19 protein-coding genes are annotated in these 19,939 nt (G+C 69.6%); 12 read left to right on the top strand and 7 right to left on the bottom strand.

Annotated features, from left to right (window positions below; genetic code table 11):
* The first annotated feature begins 138 nt into the window (after nucleotides 1-138).
* Together G412_RS35070 and G412_RS35065 are read left to right on the top strand one after the other, a co-directional pair.
* Complete coding sequence (locus G412_RS35070) at nucleotides 139-1,647, top strand: PP2C family protein-serine/threonine phosphatase (RefSeq protein WP_244283102.1); 1,509 nt, start codon at nucleotides 139-141, stop codon at nucleotides 1,645-1,647.
* 4 nt (nucleotides 1,648-1,651) lie between these two features.
* Nucleotides 1,652-2,113: an STAS domain-containing protein gene (locus tag G412_RS35065; RefSeq protein WP_078607138.1), complete on the top strand. Its 462-nt coding sequence runs from the start codon at nucleotides 1,652-1,654 to the stop codon at nucleotides 2,111-2,113.
* Between the two features lie 31 nt (nucleotides 2,114-2,144).
* On the opposite strand, the gene G412_RS0118250 is transcribed toward G412_RS35065, so the two are convergent.
* Nucleotides 2,145-2,870 (bottom strand): restriction endonuclease, encoded by a 726-nt coding sequence (locus G412_RS0118250; RefSeq protein WP_028813332.1) that lies wholly within the window; start codon nucleotides 2,868-2,870, stop codon nucleotides 2,145-2,147.
* Between the two features lie 269 nt (nucleotides 2,871-3,139).
* Here G412_RS0118250 and G412_RS0118245 point away from each other — a divergent pair, with 269 nt between their 5' ends.
* Together G412_RS0118245 and G412_RS0118240 are read left to right on the top strand one after the other, a co-directional pair.
* The gene (locus G412_RS0118245; RefSeq protein WP_028813331.1) at nucleotides 3,140-3,544 is read left to right on the top strand and encodes an ATP-binding protein; all 405 of its coding nucleotides are present in this window, start codon (nucleotides 3,140-3,142) and stop codon (nucleotides 3,542-3,544) included.
* 88 nt (nucleotides 3,545-3,632) lie between these two features.
* Nucleotides 3,633-4,115: an ATP-binding protein gene (locus G412_RS0118240; protein ID WP_244283094.1), complete on the top strand. Its 483-nt coding sequence runs from the start codon at nucleotides 3,633-3,635 to the stop codon at nucleotides 4,113-4,115.
* A 52-nt stretch (nucleotides 4,116-4,167) separates the two neighbouring features.
* Here the strand turns inward: G412_RS0118240 and G412_RS0118235 are convergent, their stop codons facing one another.
* On the bottom strand, nucleotides 4,168-5,112 hold the full coding sequence (locus G412_RS0118235; protein ID WP_208857905.1) for an ArsR/SmtB family transcription factor: 945 nt from the start codon (nucleotides 5,110-5,112) through the stop codon (nucleotides 4,168-4,170).
* 112 nt (nucleotides 5,113-5,224) lie between these two features.
* Between G412_RS0118235 and G412_RS0118230 the strand changes: the two genes are divergently transcribed.
* Nucleotides 5,225-6,133, top strand: a complete 909-nt coding sequence (locus G412_RS0118230) for an oxidoreductase (protein ID WP_028813328.1) — start codon at nucleotides 5,225-5,227, stop codon at nucleotides 6,131-6,133.
* A 276-nt stretch (nucleotides 6,134-6,409) separates the two neighbouring features.
* Complete coding sequence (locus G412_RS35060) at nucleotides 6,410-6,760, top strand: hypothetical protein (protein ID WP_051338449.1); 351 nt, start codon at nucleotides 6,410-6,412, stop codon at nucleotides 6,758-6,760.
* Between the two features lie 60 nt (nucleotides 6,761-6,820).
* On the opposite strand, the gene G412_RS0118220 is transcribed toward G412_RS35060, so the two are convergent.
* Nucleotides 6,821-7,264, bottom strand: a complete 444-nt coding sequence (locus G412_RS0118220) for a flavin reductase family protein (RefSeq protein ID WP_051338465.1) — start codon at nucleotides 7,262-7,264, stop codon at nucleotides 6,821-6,823.
* Nucleotides 7,265-7,476: 212 nt separating this feature from the next.
* On the opposite strand from G412_RS0118220, the gene G412_RS35055 reads away from it, so the two are divergent.
* The 5 genes from G412_RS35055 (at nucleotide 7,477) to istB (ending at nucleotide 11,942) form a co-directional block, all read left to right on the top strand.
* A complete protein-coding gene (locus G412_RS35055; RefSeq protein ID WP_208857902.1) occupies nucleotides 7,477-8,325 on the top strand; it encodes an alpha/beta fold hydrolase in 849 nt (282 codons plus the stop codon).
* A gap of 39 nt (nucleotides 8,326-8,364) precedes the next feature.
* Nucleotides 8,365-8,781, top strand: a complete 417-nt coding sequence (locus tag G412_RS0118210) for a VOC family protein (RefSeq protein ID WP_028813326.1) — start codon at nucleotides 8,365-8,367, stop codon at nucleotides 8,779-8,781.
* Between the two features lie 106 nt (nucleotides 8,782-8,887).
* The gene (locus tag G412_RS0118205; protein WP_028813325.1) at nucleotides 8,888-9,472 is read left to right on the top strand and encodes a hypothetical protein; all 585 of its coding nucleotides are present in this window, start codon (nucleotides 8,888-8,890) and stop codon (nucleotides 9,470-9,472) included.
* 213 nt (nucleotides 9,473-9,685) lie between these two features.
* Nucleotides 9,686-10,519: a class II glutamine amidotransferase gene (locus G412_RS0118200; RefSeq protein WP_028813324.1), complete on the top strand. Its 834-nt coding sequence runs from the start codon at nucleotides 9,686-9,688 to the stop codon at nucleotides 10,517-10,519.
* A gap of 202 nt (nucleotides 10,520-10,721) precedes the next feature.
* Nucleotides 10,722-11,942 carry an IS21-like element helper ATPase IstB gene (gene istB / locus G412_RS0118195; RefSeq protein ID WP_341860592.1) on the top strand — a complete coding sequence of 407 codons (1,221 nt, stop codon included), beginning with the start codon at nucleotides 10,722-10,724 and terminating at the stop codon, nucleotides 11,940-11,942.
* 52 nt (nucleotides 11,943-11,994) lie between these two features.
* On the opposite strand, the gene G412_RS35050 is transcribed toward istB, so the two are convergent.
* From G412_RS35050 to G412_RS0118175, 4 genes are all read right to left on the bottom strand, one after another.
* Nucleotides 11,995-13,365, bottom strand: coding sequence for a cytochrome P450 (locus tag G412_RS35050; protein ID WP_037649151.1), 1,371 nt, complete (start codon nucleotides 13,363-13,365; stop codon nucleotides 11,995-11,997).
* A gap of 68 nt (nucleotides 13,366-13,433) precedes the next feature.
* The gene (locus G412_RS0118185; RefSeq protein WP_028813322.1) at nucleotides 13,434-14,690 is read right to left on the bottom strand and encodes an MFS transporter; all 1,257 of its coding nucleotides are present in this window, start codon (nucleotides 14,688-14,690) and stop codon (nucleotides 13,434-13,436) included.
* Between the two features lie 72 nt (nucleotides 14,691-14,762).
* On the bottom strand, nucleotides 14,763-16,331 hold the full coding sequence (locus G412_RS0118180; RefSeq protein WP_037649149.1) for a glycosyl hydrolase 53 family protein: 1,569 nt from the start codon (nucleotides 16,329-16,331) through the stop codon (nucleotides 14,763-14,765).
* A 64-nt stretch (nucleotides 16,332-16,395) separates the two neighbouring features.
* Nucleotides 16,396-18,417 (bottom strand): beta-galactosidase, encoded by a 2,022-nt coding sequence (locus G412_RS0118175; RefSeq protein ID WP_028813320.1) that lies wholly within the window; start codon nucleotides 18,415-18,417, stop codon nucleotides 16,396-16,398.
* Nucleotides 18,418-18,628: 211 nt separating this feature from the next.
* Here G412_RS0118175 and G412_RS0118170 point away from each other — a divergent pair, with 211 nt between their 5' ends.
* Nucleotides 18,629-19,939 (top strand): ABC transporter substrate-binding protein, encoded by a 1,311-nt coding sequence (locus G412_RS0118170; RefSeq protein WP_028813319.1) that lies wholly within the window; start codon nucleotides 18,629-18,631, stop codon nucleotides 19,937-19,939.

Genomic DNA, 19,939 nt, shown 5'->3' with positions numbered 1-19,939 from the left:
GGCCAAAACCTCGTGACGGGCGGTGCTTCTGTACGCTCGGGCAGCGCCCCACGCGCCGGGCCGTGCCAAACCGGCGTGGCGTAGGGTCACCGATGTCGTCGGACGTACGGAGGCCGACGGGAGGGGAAGAGTCAGACGATGCCAGCATCGGTACCGGCGCCTTCGCCGGGAGGGGCAGTACGCCAGGCGCTTCCACCGGGCCCGGAGCAGGAAGCGGCCCGCACGGAAGCGGCCCGCACGGAAGCGGCCCGCACGGAAGCGGCCCGCATGGAAGCGGTGCGGCGCTACGACATCCTCGACACGCCCCCCGACGGCGCGTTCGACCGGGTGGCGGCGCTGGCGGCCCGGCTCTTCGACGTCCCGGTCGCGACAGTGACGATCGTCGACAGCGACCGGATCTGGTTCAAGGCGGCCAGCGGACTGGAGGGGGTCAGCGAGATCGGCCGTGACCCGGGGCTGTGCGCCTCGGCGATCCTCGTCGACGATCCGACGGTCATCCCCGACGCACTCGCGGACCCCGTGGCGTGCTCCAACCCCCTGGTCGCCGGATCCATGGGCGTGCGTTTCTACGCCGCGGCCCCGATCACCACGCCCGACGGGCACCGGCTGGGCACCGTGAACATCCTGGACACCCGGCCCCGCGTGATCAGCGAAGCCGACATGGCGACCCTGTCCGATCTGGCCGCGATCGTCCTCGACGAGATGGAGCTCAGGCTCTCGGCGCTGCGTACGGTACGCGCGGAGCAGGAGTGGCGCAGGTCCGAACAGGCGGCCCGTGAACGGGCCGAGCGGGACAAGGCCTCCCTCGCGGCCTTCGCTTCGACCCTGCAGCGGACACTGCTGCCCCCGGCGCTGCCGACGGTCCCCGGACTCGAACTGGCCTGCCACTACCAGACGGCCTCCCCGCAGGACGTCGGCGGCGACTTCTACGACGTGTTCCCGCTCGGGGGAGGGCGATGGGCCTTCTTCCTCGGCGACGTGTGCGGCAAGGGCGCCGCCGCGGCAGCCGTCACCTCGCTGACGCGCTACACGCTGCGCGAGGCCGCCCAGCACCACGAGGAGCCCGAAGCGGTACTGGCCGCGCTGAACACGGCGCTGCTCCTGGACGCCTCGGTCGGCAGCCGTTTCTGCACCTGCCTGTTCGGGTTCCTCGAACCCGCGGCGGACGCGGGATTCAACGTCACGGTGGCGTCCGGGGGGCACCCGCCCGCCTACCGCCTCCACGCGCGGCAGGGTGGCGGAGTGCGTGTGGAGCCCGTGAACATCAAGGGCGGGATGCTGGTCGGCGCCTTCGATCGGGCGGCGTTCACCTCGCGTTCCTTCCACCTCGGGCCCGGCGAAGGACTGCTGCTGTACACCGACGGGCTCACCGAAGCGCGTCTCGCCGACGGAACGATGCTCGGCGAGAGCGGCGTGGCGGACTTTCTCTCCCGGCGCACCGGCCCGGCCGACGCGACCGCGCTGGTCGAAGACGCCGTAGCACTGATCCACGATCTCCCGCAGGACGCCGCAGACGACGTCGCCCTGCTGGCCCTGTCCGTACCCACAACCCAGATTCCGGGCAGTCCCGTTGTGAGCGCGAGCGCCCACACCGCCGGCGCGCCCGTTCCTGTCGACGCGGCCGGACCTGCCGGCCGGAAGGACTGACGTGGTGCCCCGCAGCCTCACCTTCACCGTCCAGCGGTTCGACGGTTCCGTCGCCGTGCTCACCGTCACAGGTGAAATCGACTTCGGCACCGCCCCGGACCTGCGCGACCGCGCCCTGGAACTGAGCCGGCAGGGCAACCGGCATCTGATCCTGGACCTGGCGCCGGTCGCCTTCTGCGACTCGTCGGGACTCAACGCGCTGATCGGCATTTTGCGCTGTACGCAGGAAACAGGCGGGTCTGTCGCCCTCGCCGCGGTGCCCGACCGGCTGACCCGGCTCCTGGACCTCACCGGCGTCAGCCAGCTGATGCCGGCCCACGCCGACGCCGCGGCGGCCATGAGCGCCCACACCGCGACCCATGGTCCGGGCGGGCCGGCGGACGGTCCGCCGTCCGGGCCAAACCTGCGCACCGTTCCCGGCCCCCGGGCCGTTCCGGACGTACCCGAGGCTCCCGATGTGCCGTGAGCGGGCGCCCCGCTCGCGCGACCGGCACGACTCACGGACGGCCGGCGCCGGTCCCGGCCACCAACTCTTCCCAGGGCGCGGGTCCGGTGCCGTCGGTCCAGGCGACGAGTCCTGTGTGGTCGACGCAGAGAATCCCGCACTGCTCGGCGTACTCGGCGGCGGGCTGGGTGAACTCGCCGGTGGTCACGACGGCCGCGACGTGGGCCTCGTGCACCGCGAAGCACGTCCCGCCGAACCGCTGGACGTCCTGGGACCCGACCTTGTTCGTGGGACCGTAGCGCTTGCACTGGATGACGATGCGCCGTCCATCCGCCGTAGTGGCCACGACATCGGCGCCGAGATCTCCGGCTCCGCCGACGACGCGCACCTCCCGGCAGCCGTCGCGCTCGCACAGTGCCGCTATGGCTTGCTCGAAGTCCGCCGGTTCCATGGCGGCGTAATCCGTGGACGCGAAGGTCTCGACGGGGGCGACCGCACCGGCCTCCGCCTCCGGCTGCCCGACCGCGAGGGCTGCGGGAACCCCGCGTTCCTCGCGCCGCCTGCGTACGCTCCGCACGGCCACCCCTGTGGCGAGCGCCACGGCGGCTGTCGCCACGGCGACCGCCGGGCGGTTGTCGGCCGCTCGTACGGCCAGCTTCAGAGTGAGGCCCACTCCGCACACAATGATGGCGACGAGTCCGAAGCACAGGATCGTCTGCCGGAGGCTGAAGGCCGCTTTCCGCTTCCCGCGTCCCGGCCTGCGGATGGGTTCGGTCATATGTGTCGGTCACCCCTGGATGCGGCAGCGTCAAGATCACTCATGACTGCCGTCTGCCCCGGCCTGCCTTTTTAAACAGCCGTACGATCCGAGCGGGCGCCGCGCGCAAGGGACTTGGCGAAGGACGCGGCGAGGGAGGCGGCACGGGGCGTGACGGGGAGAACCAGAGCGATATTCGGACGAGATCCGATATCCTTTGACCCAATGGTTTCGAGTTCGGCCGGGGGAGAGCGTAGACGTGATCAGTTCCAGACAGACGTGCGAGAGCGATGGCTGACGCTGTGACCGGCCGAAGCTGGCGTATCGCCAGAGGACCCGGCGCCTTCGCCCACGCCCGTGATCTCGCGCGGCAGACGCTGGAGTCGTGGAGCTGGCCGCACGACCGCATCGAGGTCGTGGTGCTCCTCGTCTCCGAACTGGTCACCAACGCTCATCGGCACGCCGGTACGGACGCGTGGCTCCATCTGAAGCCGACCGCGGACGGCGTACGCCTGACCGTCCGCGATGCCAGCCCGGAACAGCCGGCCCAGCGAACTCCCGACCTTGAGGCCGACGTCGGCGGCTTCGGCCTGCACATCCTGGACCACCTGGCCACACGGTGGGGCGTCGAAACGCACACGGACGGCAAGCACATCTGGGCCCAGGTGCCCAGCAGCACCGCTTCGCCACGCTGACGGACGCTGCTGGCCGCCGCCGGCGAGACGTCGCTCAGGCCTGTCCGGTTTCAACCGGATGGTACTTTCGTAAGGGAGGTGTTCGCTGGTGCAGGCGCACACGGAACTCGACGTGGCCGTGCTCGTCGGTCTGCAGGCGTCCGGCAAGTCCGCCTTCTACGAGCAGCACCTCTCCGGCCGTTACACGCTGGTCAGCAAGGATCTGTTTCCTCGCGCCGCCCGCAACAAACAGCAGCGGCAGATGCGCCTGGTGGAAGAGGCGCTGACCGCCGGCAGGCCGGTGGCGGTCGACAACACCAACCCGTCGCCGCAGGAGTGGCGGCCGTTGATCGCTCTGGGCCACGCGCACGGAGCGACGGCGACGGCGTACTGGTTTCCCCCGGACGTCACGGGCTCCCTGCAACGCAACGCCGCACGGCAGGGACGGGACCGCGTCCCGGACGTCGGAGTCTTCGCCACGCTCAAGCGGCTGAGCAAGCCCTCCCTCGCCGACGGGTTCGACACCGTGCTGGAGGTGCGGTTCGACGGGCACGGAGGATTCGAGGCGCGGCGGATCCTGGGCGGCCTGTGACCACCAGCGGGGACGAGCGCCCGCGACCACGGCCGACGGGTGTCACAGCTGCCTAGGGAGAGGCGGCGAGGACGGATTCGGCGACGGACGTGCGGGCGTAGAGCACTGAGCGACCGGCTCGGTGAGTGCTGACCAGGCCCGCGTCGCGCAGCGCGGTCAGGTGCTGGGACACCCCGGCCGCGGACATCCCGGTACGGTGCGCCAGCTCCGTGGTGGAGGCGGGAGATTCCAGTCCCGTCAGCAGCAGGGTCCGCGAGCGGCCGAGTACCGCGGCGATGGCGTTGGACCCGGTGATGGCGCGCGGTTCCCACAGCGAGCCGACGCCGCGCGCCGGATAGGCCAGTTGCGGCGGCTCCGGCAGCGACACGCGGGTGTGCGGGCCCGGCCCGGCGAAAGCCGAGGGAACCAGCAGCAGCCCTGTGCCCGCTGTCTCGCGGGACAGCGTCCGCTGTCGGCGTACCACGCGCAGCGCGTTGTCGCTCCAGCTCACGGACGCGTGCAGGTCGTTGAAGAGGTGGCCGACGCCATGCTCGGCGACCTGCCGGGCCCGGTAGAAGACGTCGGCATCGAGCACGGCCCGGATCCGCGCCCAGTAAGGGGCGAGCGCCAGCTCCCAGTAGGTCTCGATCTCTTCCGCGACTCTGACCAGGCGGGCCCGCGGCTCGGCGTACAGGCTCCGCAACCGGGGGCCGCGGCGCCCCTGATGGTGCTCCAGGTGGTCAAGGTCCTGGCGTACCCGGTCGGCGGGCGCCGCGAGGATCGCGGCCAGCTCGGCCGACGGCGTGGGGGCAGGACCGGTGGGCGCCGGGTTGAGGAAGTCGGGAACATAGCCCGAGGGCGGGATCAGCTCGGCCAGCCAGCCCCGGTCCAGGCCGGCTGCCTTCACCCGTGGCCGCACCTGCTCGGCCCAGCGCCGGTGCACGGGATGTACGGAGGCGGAGTTCTGCAGCCGGAAGCTGGTCACGACCTCCCACATCGGCGAGACGGCGAACCGCATCTGCGCCAGATCACTCGCCGAGAACACCAGCTCCGCCAGGACGACCACTCCGAGGATTCAGCCATGCCTTAATCAATGGCGGTCAGCCTACATTGGGGAGAACATCCCGGACATGACCTCAGAGACGATCACCGCGGCGGCATCAGGCACCTGGAAACTCGGCGACCTGGAGATCAACCGGATCGGTTTCGGCGCCATGCGCCTGACGCAGAACGGTGAGGCCTTCGCGGCCGGCGCCACTCCCAGCGATCGCGGCCGGGCGATTAGCGTGCTGCGCCGCGCCGTTGACCTCGGCGTGAACCACATCGACACCGCCTCGTTCTACTTCTCGCCGCTGCGTTCCGCCAACGAGTTGATCAACCGAGCGCTGGCCCCCTACCCGGACGATCTCGTCATCACCACCAAGGTCGGGCCCGGCCGTGCCCCGTCGGGCGAGTGGCTGCCCCACGCCACCCCGCAACAGCTGCGCGGCCAGGTCGAGGAGAACCTGCGCCAGCTCGGCCGTGACCACCTCGACGTGGTGAACCTGCGCATCGTGGGGACCGACTCGATCGCGGAGCGTTTCGGCGCACTGGCCCAACTGCGCGACGCCGGGCTCATCCGCCACCTGGGCATCTCCAACGTCCGCCCGGAACACCTGGCCGAGGCCCGGGCGATCGCACCAGTGGTATGCGTACAGAACCCGTACGGCATCGGCGCGCGGCCCGAGCAGGACGAGCTCCTGCGTATGTGCGGAGAGCAAGGTGTGGCGTTCGTGCCGTTCTACGCGGTCGCCGGTGCCGGGCGCGAGGCGGGGGCGAGTGGCGTCGAGAGCGACGAGGTGCTTGCCGTCGCGCGCGCACATGGGGCGAGCGCGGCGCAGGTCCGGCTGGCATGGACCCTGCACCGTGGGCCGCATGTGCTGGCCATCCCCGGTACCGGCAACCCGGATCACCTGGCCGCGAACGTGGCCGCCGGCGCCCTGCGCCTCTCCGAGGACGAACTGGCGCTCCTGAACTCCCTCCAGCACGGCGGAGCTTGAGCGGAAATCGACCGGCCCGCTGCCGCGTTTTCCGCAGATCAGTGGTGGATCCCCGGGTAGCCGGGTCCTAACGGCGTATTCAGATGCGGTCCGACGTGGCGATGTGAGTAGCCTCCGTGTGAGCGGGAAGGTGCGAACTACTACGAAAAGGGCAGCATGGCGGAGAGAGGCGGAGGGTGCGATGGACATCGGGCCGCTCAGCGAGTCGGGGTGGGAACGGCAAGAGCGTCCGGACGGCGGGCGTCAGCAACGACCGACAGAGGAAAGGCGACCGACATGACCAGCCCCCGGAACACTCCGCAGGAGGAAGCCCCGCTGGTCGGGGTCCGGACCTACGCCGACATCGACCGGGCGCTCAAAGACCACGCGGACCGCGGCGGGTCACCGGAGTTTTCTGCAGGGGTGGCCGCCGCCTACGAATGGGCCATGTGCCGCACCGACCGCTCACCGGTCACCGGTACGGACAACGCCCAGGACATCCCCGGGCTGTCGATGCTGACCGCGGAAGTGGACGCCGCAGTGGTCCAGCTTGAGGACCCCACCATCCAGACCGCCGCCCGAGATTACATTCGCGGAGTACACGACGTTCTGGCCTGGATCTGCGGATACAGCGACCAGCCCGCCTGACCGATCGGCCCCGAGGGCGCCAGGCCAGGTGGTGGCTCCCTTGCCGGGCTGCCGCTCCGGTCAGGCGGGATGGCCCGGTGTCAGGTCGCGGACGTCGGTGAAGGTGAGCAGCCGCGGACGGCCGGGCGTGTGCGGGGACTCGGCCACCGGCGCTAGGCGGAAACCCACGTGGTCTCCCCCTTCGAAGCGGTCCACGACCCGGCCCACGAACCAGGCACAGGCTTCGGTCAGCACCGGCGTCCCCTCGTGCTGTGGCTGCCATGCGACGCGCTCGAACTTGTCGACACCGTCACCGGTCTCACTGCCGAACAACTCCGCCAGTGCCTTGTCGTCACGGCGCAGCAGGTGCACGCCCAGATGCGACGCGTGTCGTGCCACGCGGTAGGTGTGGTTCGCCGTGGACAGCCACACCACCAACCGGGGTGGGTGAATGGAGCACTGGGAGGCGAATCCCACCAGGCACCCCGCCCGCTCGCCTGCCGCCGCGGCCGTCACGACGTACATCGGGTAGTCGAGCAGATCGGTGAATGTGTCGAGCTCCACGGGACGACCGTATCGCGCGCTGTGCCAGATCGGGGCGAAGGGTCCGCACACGGCGTTGCAGCCCGCACACGGCGTTGCAGCCCCCGGACTCCGCGACGGCTCGCGCCGCCGGACCGCCCCGATGCCGCAGTCATAGGATGTGCGAAGGGGGTGCCACGGAGAGGCGCGCGGCTATGACAACGGTGGGAAGGCACCCGGTCATGGAAGGCCGCTTCTGCCATCGCGGGGCCGAGCTGGTCTACGACGATGCCGGTGAGGGCCCTCTCGCCGTCTACGCGCACGGCGGCCTTGTCAGCCAGGCCGTCGAGGACCGCATGGGCCTGTTCGACTGGTTGCCGGTACTGGACGGGGGGCGGCGCCTGGTTCGCTATGACGCCCGGGCGCACGGCCGTTCCACCGGGGGGCCCGTGGACACCGACTACACCTATTCCTCGCTGGCGGATGATCTGCTGGGCCTGCTCGATCATCTCGGCGTTACGGAGCCTGTCGACGCCATGGGCGCATCGATGGGGTGCGGCACCGTGCTGCACGCGGCCGTACGGGCGCCCGACCGGTTCTCCCGGCTGGTCCTGCTCATCCCACCTACTGCCTGGTCGACGCGACAGGCGTATGCGCGGGCCAACCGGGCGTCCGCCGACACCATCGAACGAGAGGGAATGGACGCCTGGCTCGCCGCCACGCGGAAACAGTTGCGCCCCGCGGTCGTAGCCGACGTCCCCGCCTTCCCACCCACACCGGCCGAGCGCGTACTGCCGTCCCTCCTGCGCGGCCTGGCACTCTCCGACCTGCCACCCCCCTCCGCGATCGCCACGCTGCGCCGGCCGGCCTTGATCCTGGCCTGGGCGGACGACCCGGGCCACCCGCTGTCGACCGCGGAAGCACTGGCCCATTTCCTGCCACACGCCGATCTGTGTGTGGCCCGTACGCGCGCCGACATCCGCACATGGTGGGACCGCATCGCGGAGTACCTGGCCGGGCGCCGGCCGGGGAGTCGCCCCGGCCGGCGCCCGCACATCGCCTAATCTGCCAGAACTGACATACCGTCATGCAAGGGAGATGTCATGCCTTCTCGGCTCAACCCCTACATCAGCTTCGACGGCGACGCCCGCCAGGCCATGGAATTTTACCGGGGCGTCTTCGGCGGCACCCTGACGGTGAACACGTTCCGTGACTTCGGCGAGAAGGAAGCCGGAGACGCCGCCGACAAGATCATGCACAGCATGCTCGAGACCGACAGCGGCTTCACGCTCATGGCAGCCGACACCCCGCCGGGGGTGGAGTACAAGCCCGGTAACAACATCGCGGTGAGCGTGAGCGGGGACGACTCCGACGAACTGCGCGGCTACTGGGACAAGCTCTCCGCCGACGGCACGGTTTCGGTGCCGATCGAGAAGCAGATGTGGGGCGATGTCTTCGGCATGTGCACGGACCGCTTCGGCATCACCTGGCTGGTCAACATCAGCGAGCAGCAGGGCTGAGCAGGCACCCTCTGACCGATTTGAGCAATCGGCGGTCGCTGACCCCCCGATTCCGGCATGCTCGGGCTGTACGGGAGGGGCGGGGGTTCTGCGAGGAGGAGCAGCCGTGCGGTGGAAGACTGAGAAGTTCGCGGCATCCCATGAAGGCGTTGTGGGAGCGGTCCTTGCCGACGGAAGCGAGCCGAGGCCGGTATATCTGGACCTCGGGAGCGGCAGCCACATGCCCGAGACCAACGAATGGTGGGCCTACAACGGCACGCTGGGCAGGCCCTTGGCGACGGAAATGCGGGCATCGTGCTCGTGCGGCTGGCGGGGGAAGACCCGCTATCCGATCGACTGGTCCGCCGTGGAAACAGGCCACCTGCGGACGCCGGAGCCTGATACGTCGGGACCGCGCACCGACTGGGATCAGCACATCAGCCAGGTCGAAGCGCGAACGGTCCCCCTGCCCACGGAGCTGGAGGACCTGCTCGACCGTCTGGGCAGCCAGCTCACCGTCCTGGCCGATGAAGCACCGCTGGCCGCACTGAAGGCCGTGGGGACCCTGGAACGCATGACCAGCCGCATCGGTCGCTCGGCCGCCTGCTACGCCGAGGCCGACGAAGTGCCCTGGGAGGCGATCGGCACGGCTCTCGGGCTGACCGAGCGTGACGCCCGCTCCCGCCTGGCCCGGTACAGCCGCCCATACTGACTCGCCTGGCCGGCAGGCAGACACCCATCGTGACTGTTTCCCTTCGGTGATGCCGGGCACCCGACCGACTGAAGAAGCCGCCTCGGCCCGCAGCACACCGCGTAGCGCCCGCAGCCTCGGAGCAGGGCCCGACAGAGCCTGGCCGGGCGCGTTCGCCGGGCGCTGCGGGCAGCTTGCGGCGCGGGCGGTGCCGACCGGGAAGGACTGCTCTCCATGTGCCGATGGCTCGCCTACTCCGGAACCCCCGTCCTCCTCGGCGACATCCTGTACAAGCCCGCCCACTCCTTGATCGACCAGAGTCTCCACTCGCGGATGGGAGTCGAGACGACCAACGGCGACGGATTCGGTATCGGCTGGTACGGACCCGACGCGGATACGCCGGCTATCGTCCGGGACACCGGTCCCGCCTGGAACAACCGCAACCTGCAGGAGATCGCGGACCACGTACGCTCATCGCTGTTCTTCGCCCATGTCCGCGCCTCGACCGGCACCGCCGTGCAACAGACGAACTGCCACCCCTTTCGCCACGGCCGGTGGATGTGGATGCACAACGGGGCGATCACCGACTTCCACCGCATCCGGCGCGACCTCTGTCTGGCGGTCGACCCCGCGCTGTTCTCCTCGCTCGAGGGCTCGACGGATTCCGAGGTGATGTTCTACCTGGCGATCACCCTGGGCCTGGACCAGGACGCACCAGGTGCCGTTGCCCGGATGGCCGGGCTGATCGAGGGTCTGGGGCGTGAGCACGGGGTGGAACTTCCGCTCCAGATGACCATCGCCGTTACCGACAGTGAGCGGCTGTGGGCTTTCCGGTACTCAAGCCATGGGGCGTCACGGTCACTCTTCTACAGCAGCCGGGCGGACAGCGTGCGGGCGCTCCACCCCGACCTCGCTTTCCTGCGGGGCGTCTCCGCCGAGACGCGCCTCATCGTGTCGGAGCCGTTGGGTGACCTTCCGGGTGTCTGGAACGAGGTCCCCGAGGGGAGCTGCGCCGTCGTACAGCCAGGCGCGGACGAGCTGCTGCCCTTCGTACCAGAGCCTGTGTAACCACTTGTCGCACCCATTCCCCGGCGCCCGTCCGCCGTGTGCGGGATAAACGATTCCTCCGTTGGGAGCCGCGGCACCCCGTCGTTTCGGTGGGCCGTGAGAGGGCCTGTCCTACTGAATTTCTATTCATCCCAAAGGGTGGCTCGAATTCAGATTTTCGGCGTCGGCCCACAAGAATACGAATCTCTTTCCCTTGCCGGAGGTGCCGTTGTCCCGCTCTGCCCTGCCCCCCTCGACCATGACGACGCTCGGGTGTGCGTTGTTCGCCACGCGGTGGCTCCAAGCGCCCCTGTATTTCGGCCTGGTGGCCGCGCAGGGGGTCTACGTCTACAAGTTCTTCAACGAGTTGTGGCTTCTCATCGAGCACGTCATCAGCGGGCGGGCGGACGAGACCCACGTCATGCTCGCCGTCCTCAAGCTGGTCGATGTCGTGATGATCGCCAATCTGCTGATCATGGTGATCGTCGGGGGTTACGAGACCTTCGTCTCCCGGATCGGGCTCCAGGGGCACCGCGACCAGCCGGAGTGGCTCTCGCACGTCAACTCCAATGTGCTGAAGGTGAAGCTGGCCACCGCCATCGTCGGGATCTCTTCGGTGCACCTGCTCCAGATGTTCGTGGACGTGCACCACACACCCCGGCACGACCTGCTCTGGGGAACGGTGATCCACATGGCGTTCATCGCCTCCGCGGCGATCCTCGCGTACATGTCCGGCCCCATGGCCGCGCACGAGACCAGAGGTCACGCTGACCACGGGTCGCAGGAGCCGGTGGTTGTGCCGCGGCAGCGGGACGGCGGGGACGGGGAGCCGGGCTCCGCGGCGGAGGAGCGGATCGAGGCGGCCGGGTTCCCCGCGCGCAAGTTCCTGGAGATGTTCGACGACAGTCACCTGCGGTCGCCCGCCCCGCAGACCCTCGCCAGGCTGGGCAAGGTCGACTTCATCGGCCGCAAAGGCAATGTGGTGCTGGTCGGCCCTCCGGGCACCGGCAAGACCCACCTGGCCGTCGCGCTGGGCGTACGGGCGTGCCAGGCCGGCCACCGGGTCCTGTTCGCCACAGCGGCCGAGTGGGCCGCCCGCCTCGGCGACGCGAAGGCCGGGGGCCGGCTGGCGAAGGAGCTCGCCCGGCTGGGCGAATATCCGGTGCTGATCGTGGACGAACTCGGTTACGTACCCCTGGAGGGCGAGGCGGCCCACCTCCTCTTCCAGCTCGTCTCGCACCGTTATGAGCGGGGCTCGCTGATCGTCACCAGTGACCGGCCGGTCGGCCGCTGGGACGAGGTGTTCGGCGATGCCGGCGTCGCCTCGGCGACCGTCGACCGCCTCGTCCACCACGCGGAAGTGATCACCCTCGACGCCGACAGCTACCGCGCACGGGGTCTCCGTACGGCCGCCCTCGGAGGGCAGGGAGGGTCCGGCTTCTGACGGGCAGCGGCGTAACAGCGCGGTGTGCCGTCCTGGCCGCCCGGTTGGAGGCTCACGCCGGTGTCCGGCCTGCTTTGCTCCGGACACTCGCCTTCATCAGCAGAGTGCTGGGTCGCACGGTGGCCCGGGCAACGGGCCGGACTTCCCGGCCGGTCGACGGTTCGAGCCGCCACGACCTGGTGATCGTCGCAATCGCTGTGGTCAGTTCCGTGAGGGCGAAATGGTCGCCGATGCATTTGTGCTTCCCCGCACCGAACGGGATCCAGGCCCCCTCGGGAAGAGCCGCGACCTGCTTTTCGTCCAGCCACCGGTCGGGATGGAAACGCAAGGGATCCGGAAAGAGTGCGGGGTCGCGGTGCAATGCGTGCTGGCAGTACGCGAGTTCGGTACCGGCAGGTATGTCCCAGTCCCCGAGACGAGTTGCCGCGAGGGTGCGCCGGGTGACAAGCCATCCCGTGTGGTGCAGGCGAAGTGCCTCGGTGATGACATTGCGCAGGAAGGGAAGTCTGCTGACGTCGTCGAAGGTCAAGGGCCGCCCTTCGAGTACGTTGTCCAGCTCGCGGTGAAGGCGCTCCTCCACCTCCGGGTTCCGCGCGAGCTCGTAGAGAATCCAGCTGAGGACGGACGCCGTGGTCTCCGTACCGGCCACCGCGAGCGTCAGGATCTCCGAGCAGACCTGATGCCGCGTCATGGGGGCGCCGGTTTCCTCGTCCCGCGCCCGCAACAGCATCGAGAGCATGTCTCCCGTGTCGTGCCCCGACGCCCGCAACTCGTCCACAGCGTCACCGATGATCGCGCGGACTGCGGCCCGTGACGCGTTGAAGCGCCGGTTCGCGGGCAGCGGCAGCTTTTCCACCCAGTCGGGGAGCATGATGCGTGTCCCGACGCCGTTCATCACGATGGACAGATCGCGTCGCAGCTGATGAAAGGCCCGTTCGTCGAGGCTGGAGGAGAACACTGTCGCCACGAGCATGTCGAGCGACAACTTCACCATCACCTCGCGCACATCCACTACTTGCCCGGGTCTCCAGAACTCGACTGTCCTGGTCACCTCTTCGCGCATGAGATCGACGTACCGGGCGATCTCCGTGTGCCGGAAGGCGGGCTGCAACTGGCGCCGGGCACGGACGTGTGCGGCGCCCGCGGCGGTGACGACGCTGTCACCGCCGAGAACCTGGCCCATTTTCTCGAAGAAGCGGCCCTTGTCCAGGTTGGGGGCGAGGTCCACCAGCATCTTGCGGATGAGGTCCGGGCGGTTGACGACGATCGTCGGCTGTCCGGGCTGAAGGTAGATCTTGACCAGGGGGCCGTAGTCGCGCAGCGAGGCGATGAAGCGCAGGTTGTCGCGCATGAGCGGTATCGCGTGGCCGAGGACCGGGAGCCCGCCCGCAGCGGTGGGGATGGGCAGCGCAGTATTGATCATGGCCACATCACTGCCCGTCCGCATACGAACGCAACCGCGGCTCGGCGGACGCGGCTGTGTTGTGGCTTTTACGTGGATCCCGCCGAGCGCGGTGGGCTGGTGGTGCGGCGTGTGGCGCGGACCAGCCAGAGTGCCGACGCCAGGCACAGTGCCGAGACGACGGACAGCACGAGTGGGACGGAGCGGACGCCGGACCACTCGATGGCCTTGCCGAGAGCGGGCCCGGCGGCGACACCGCCGGCCATGGACGCGGCGATGACGATCGCCCCGGCTCTGCGCGCCTGCGGCGCCGCCTGGTTCAGCCACGGCAGCCCGGTGGGGAAGATCGGTGCGATGAACAGGCCGACGCCGGCGTACGCGTACGGGGCGAGCCCCGGAACCGAGGCGAGCAGGAGGCATACCGTCATGCCCGCGCACGAGACCGTGATGATCGTCTGCGCCCGGAACCGCAGGGCGAGGGGCGCGACCAGGAACCGGCCGGCGGTCATCATCAACCAGTAGACCGAGGTGGCGGTGGCGGCGAACCCCGCGCCGTAACCGACCGTCTCCAGGTGGGTGGGCTCCCAGCCGCCGACGCCCGCCTCGATGCCCACATGCAGGACGTAGAGCGCGACGAAGACCGCGATGAGGGTGCCCAGGCTGCGGCCCAGCACCTGCCCGCCGGCTCCGGCCTGTCCGCCGGCTCCGGCCTGCCCGGTGCCTTCGGCGGGGGCCTTCGGTGCTTGGCCGCGTACACCTCTCAGACACAGCAGCAGCGGCAGGTTGGCGACAGCGAAGGCGAGGAAGACGGCTGGGTAGTGCTCCGCACCGACCGCGCCGATCAGCACCGGGCCGAGGATGGCGCCGATGCCGAAGTGGGCGTTGAGGATGTTCAGCATCGCGGTCGAGCGGCGGCCGAAGCCGATCGCGAACAGCTGGTTGAGTCCGTAGTCGATCCCGCCGAAGCCCAGCCCGGCGACCAGCGCCATGGCGAGGCCCAGCGGCCAGTTCGGCGCCAGGGCGAAGCCCGCGGCCCCGAGCGCCATCAGCAGGTAGGAGGCGCCGAGGAGCCGCCGGTTGCCGGTCCGGCCGAAGAACCGGTCGAAGAGCAGCACACCGGCCACACCGCCGATGAAATGCGCGCTCAGTCCGAGACCGGCGGCCGAGGGGGAGAGGCCGAACTCCGCACGGAACGCCGGGATCGCGGGTCCGTACAGAGCCTGGAGTGCACCGATGAGGACAAAGCCCACGCAGGAGGCGGCCACGGCGGCCGTACTGAAGAGGGGAGCGTCACGGGAGACGCCCGGCGCCCTCGGGGGCTCCAGCCGGGTGGAATGTTCGGTCATATGGACTCCGCTGACGGCCCACGCATGCGTGGGCGAAGGACATGACGGTTCCCGCGCGCCGCGCTGATGGCGTCAGCGGTGGCTGAACCAGTTCGCCGCGGGCAGCAGCCTGTTGTCGTAGTCGAACAGCGCCTGGTTCTCCCAGCCGTTGCCGGAGGAGGGGTCGGCCGGATCCCAGCCGTTGCCGGTGACGGCGGTCCAGGTCGGGTCCCAGTAGATGACGCCCAGCCCGCGGCCGCCCGGCACGGCTTCGACGACGTTCATCACGTCGCGCAGCCAGGCCGCCTGCCCGGCGGTGCTCGCCGGGTAACCGGCGACCAGTTCACTCGTGAGGTCGATGATGTTCTCGTGACTGTCCTTGCTGTCCAGCCGGAAGGGGTACGCGGTCTCGGCGACCATGACGGACTTGCCGTAGCGGGCGGAGATGTCGTCGAGGTTGGCCTGGAGGTCGGACAGGGGCCCGTGCCAGTAGCCGTAGAAGGACAGGGCGATGACGTCGAAGTTCACGCCCCGCGCCTTCGCGTTGTCGAACCACCAGCGGTACAGGCTGTTGTCGCCGCCGTGCGCCAGATGGAGGGCGATCCGGGTCGTCGGTGAGACCGCCCTGGCCGCGTTGATCCCGGACTTGAGCAGCCCGGCGGTCTGGTCCCAGTTGTCCGTGGAGCCCTCGGGCCAGAGCAGGCCGGTGTTGATCTCGTTGCCGATCTGCACCATGTCGGCGGTGGTGCCCTGCGCTTTGAGGGCGTTCAGGACGTCGTACGTGTGGTCGTACACGTCCGTCGTCAGCCGGCTGTAGGAGTGCGAGGCCCAGGCGGCCGGCTTGGTCTGGGCGCCCGGGTCGGCCCAGATGTCGGAGTAGTGGAAGTCGACCAGCAGCTTCATTCCCTGGGCCTTGATGCGCTGGGCCATCTGCAGGACGCGGGCCTTGTCGCTGTAACCGTCGGCCGGGTCCACCCAGACCTTGAGCCGGCCGTAGTTGGCGCCGGCGGACTTCAGGACGGCGAGGCCGTCGCCGGTGGTGCCGCCGCTGGTGCGGTAGACGCCGCCGAAGTCCTCGCTCTTCTTGAGCATGGAGACATCGGCGCCCTTCACCGCGAGCCCGGTCGAGCCCGGCGTGAAGGTGAGATCGTCGACGTTCAGCCAGTTCCCGGCCCTGCCGTCGGAGTTGACGCTGACCGTGCACTGTCCGCCGGTCACCTTGACCGAGGTGACGAGGCGTATCCACTTGCCGTTGGGGGTGGGGGGCAGATCGGTGCGCTGTTCGGCGCTGCCGCAGTTGCGAAGAGCGAGGTACGCGGCATTCTGGCCGCCGCTGGACCGCACCCACGCGCTGAGCGTGTAACTGCCGTTGGCCAGCCCGGACAGGTACTGGTACGTCTCCACCTTGTAGGCGGTGGACGACCAGTGGGCCAGGCGGCTGCTGCCGCCGTGTCCGCCCGGTTCGGCGTACGAGGCGGAATCCTGACCGGTGGCGGAGTAGGTAAACCAGCTCGAAGTACCCGATTCGAAGCCGGGGTTGGTGAGCGTGGACGCGGCGTGTGCCTGCCGGCCGGGCAGGGCGGTGACCAGCAGGGCGCCGAGCACGGGCAGGGCGGCGGCTCTGAGCAGGGTGCGGAATGTGCCTCTTGGTCGTACGTACATCGTCGAGGTCCCTTCGACGGTGGCGGGCGGGCGGGGGAGACGGTGCGGTTCGTTCGGGGGCAGGTCAGGTGTGAAGCCGTACGGCCCTGACGGCGCCCGCCGGTACGGGCAGGTGGCCCGCGGTGTGTTCTCCGGTGAGCAGTTCGGTGCCGGGCGTGTCCAGCGGCACCTTGGTGTCGTGCTCCGTGTGGTTGATGGCGAAGAGGTACTCGCCGCCGTCACCGCGGCGGCGTACCACCTCGACGTCGCGGGCCAGCTCGGTGCGGGGCGCGATGCCGGCGTCCTCGCAGGCGGCGCCGAGAATCGGGTCCAGCGCGACGGCGCCGAGCCGGGAGGAGACGTACCAGGCGGTGCCCTCGCCCAGGCGGTGACGCGTGACGGCGGGGCCGCCGGCGGCCGGTCCGTCGGCGTACGTCCATACGGTCTGCGCCCCGCGCGGCACCACGAACTCGGTCCACACATCGGCCGTGAGCGATGTGTCACGGGGGCCGGCGATCCGTACCGACTCCCCCTCACCGAGCGGTGACCACTCCTCGACGGTCAGGCCGAGTACGTCGCGCAGCGCACCCGGGCAGGCGCCGGGGTGCACGGCGTCGTGCTCGTCGACGATGCCGGAGAAGTAGGAGACGACCAGGGTGCCGCCGTTCTCGACGTAGCGACGGAGGTTGTTCCCGGCGGCCTCGGTGGCGAGGTAGAGCGCCGGCACGACGACCAGCGGATAAGCCGACAGGTCGGCCTCGGGGTGGGCGAAGTCGACGGTCAGGTGACGGTCGTAGAGCGTCTCGTAGAAGCTGTCCGCGCGCTCGCGGGCGTCATGGTCCTGGCTGGGACGCCACTCCAGGCTCTGCGCCCACCAGGATGCCCAGTCCCACACCATGGCCACGTCCGGAACGGTACGGGTACCGCGGATCGCGGCCAGCGAGCCGATGTCGGCGCCCAGCCGGACCACCTCGCGCCAGATCCGCGAGTCGGTGCCGGCGTGCGGCAGCATCGACGAGTGGAACTTCTCGGCGCCTCGCCGGGACTGGCGCCACTGGAAGAACATGGCGCCCTCGGAGCCACGGGCCACGTGGGCCAGGGAGTTGCGGGCCATCTCACCGGGGCGCTTGGCGGGGTTGCGGGGCTGCCAGCTGACACCGCTGGTGGAGTGTTCGAGCAGCAGCCAGGAGGCGCCGCCAGCGACGGAGCGGGTCAGGTCGGCGGCCATGGCGAGGTTGACGTGGGTGCGCCGTCCGTCGGTGATCAGGTAGTGGTCGTTGGTGACGACGTCGACCTCGCGGCCCCAGGCCCAGTAGTCGACGGAGTCGCACTGGCTGAGGGCCGTCATGAAGTTGGTGGTGACGGGGATGCCGGGGGAAAGCCGGTGCAGGATGTCCCGCTCGGATACGAAGTTCTCCCGCATGGTGGCGTCGGCGAAGCGGCGGTAGTCGAGCTGCTGCGCCGGATTGCCGGTGGTCGGGGCGGTGCGCGGCGGGTCGATCTGGTCGTACGCGGTGTAGTGCTGGCCCCAGAAGGCGGTGCCCCAGGCCTCGTTGACCCCCTCGACGGAGCCGTAGCGGGCATCCAGCCAGCGGCGGAAGTGTGCGGCGCAGGTGTCGCAGTAGCAGGCGCTGACCGGAACGCCGTACTCGTTGTGGACGTGCCACATCGCGAGGGCGGGGTGTGCGGCGTACCGCCGGGCGAGCTCGGTGGTGATCCGTGCGGCGGCCTCGCGGTAGGCGGGGGAGCTGTGGCAGATCGCGCCGCGTGAGCCGAACGCGTACCGCACGCCCTCACGGCTGACGGGCAGGGCGTCGGGGTGGGCGCGGTAGAACCACGCGGGCGGGACCACCGTGGGCGTACCGAGGTCGACCCGGATGCCGTGCGCGTGGAGCAGATCGATGACCCGGTCGAGCCAGCCGAAGTCGTAGGTGCCGGGCTCAGGTTCGAGCAGGGCCCAGGAGAAGATGCCGACGCTCACCATCGTGACGCCGGCCTCGCCCATCAGCCGGACATCCTCCTGCCAGACGCTTTCCGGCCACTGTTCGGGGTTGTAGTCCCCGCCGAAGGCGAGCCCGTGCAGGCCATGGGGAGCAGTGTCCGGCATGAATCTCTCCTGAGACGTGGGAGTTTGAGACGTTGGATCGTGATGATCTGGGAACGTGCACACGCGTTGATCGATGCGGTAGTGCAACATAACCGCACACGAACAACCATTGACAAGTGTCTGGAACGTTTCTCTACTGTGAACGCTCACAGATGCAGGGCCGACCTCCCCGATGAACAGGGAGGTCCCTTCGGTCAGGAAGAGTTGCCCCATGTCCCACACGCTCCACCGCCGCCTCGCGGCCACCGCCACCGCTGTCGCACTCGGCGCGACCGCGCTCACCGCCTGCGGATCGTCCGGCGGTGACGATCAGGCCGATTCCGGGCCCGTCTCGCTGACGTACTGGGCCTGGGCGCCCGGCATGGACAAGGTGGCAGACCTCTGGAACAAGAAGAACCCGGACATCAAGGTCACCGTGAAGAAGCAGGCGGCCGGTGACGACCTGGTAGCCAAGATCATCACCGCGTCCAAGGCCCACCAGGCCCCCGACCTCGTCCAGGCCGAGTACCAGGCGCTGCCGACGCTCGTCAGCAACGACGCCCTCGCCGACATCTCCAGGGAAATCGGCGACACGGAGAAGGAGTTCGCGCCGGGCGTCTGGCAGCAGACCACCCTCGGTACCGACGCCGTCTACGCGGTGCCGCAGGACTCCGGGCCGATGATGTTCTACTACCGGGAAGACCTGTTCAAGCAGTACGGACTCAGCGCCCCCACCACCTGGGACGACTTCGCCAAGACCGCCCGCGCGCTGAAGAAGAAGGCCCCGGACAAGGCGCTGACCACCTTCTCCTCCAACGACTCGGGCCTGTTCGCCGGGCTCGCCCAGCAGGCCGGCGCCCAGTGGTGGACCGTCGACGGCGACAAGTGGAAGGTCGGCATCGACGACCCGGCGACCCGCAAGGTCGCCGACTTCTGGGGCGGTCTCGTCAAGGAGGGCGCCGTCGACAACCAGCCGATGTACACCCCCGCCTGGAACAAGGCCCTGAACACCGGCAAGCAGATCGCCTGGGTGAGCGCCGTCTGGGCGCCCGGCACCCTGACCACCGCCGCGCCCGAAACCAAGGGCAAGTGGGCGATGGCGCCGCTCCCGCAGTGGACCAAGGGTGACAACGCCACCGGCAGCTGGGGCGGCTCCACCACCGCGGTCACCACCGACTCCCGGCACAAGGCGGCCGCCGCGAAGTTCGCGACCTGGCTGAACACCGACCCGCAGGCGCTGGCCGCGCTGGTCAAGGAGAGCGGCATCTACCCGGCCGCCACCGCCGCCCAGACCAGCGGCGCACTGGCCGAGGCCCCCGACTTCTTCGCCAACCAGCCCGACTTCTACATGCGCGCCGCCGCCATAGCGAAGACCACCGCCCCCGCCTCCTGGGGCCCCAACGTCAACGTCGCCTACACCGCCTTCAAGGACAAGTTCGCCCACGCCGCCAAGACCAGGTCGGGCTTCGGCGCGGCCCTCACCGCCATGCGGGACGCCACCGTCGCGGACCTGAAGAAGCAGGGCTTCGAGGTCGCTCCGTGA

It is taken from the genome of Streptomyces flavidovirens DSM 40150 (assembly GCF_000429085.1).
GTDB classification, from domain to species: domain Bacteria; phylum Actinomycetota; class Actinomycetes; order Streptomycetales; family Streptomycetaceae; genus Streptomyces; species Streptomyces flavidovirens.
The sequence above is the reverse complement of the archived record's forward strand: the minus strand, read 5'-3'. Positions and strand labels throughout refer to the sequence as shown.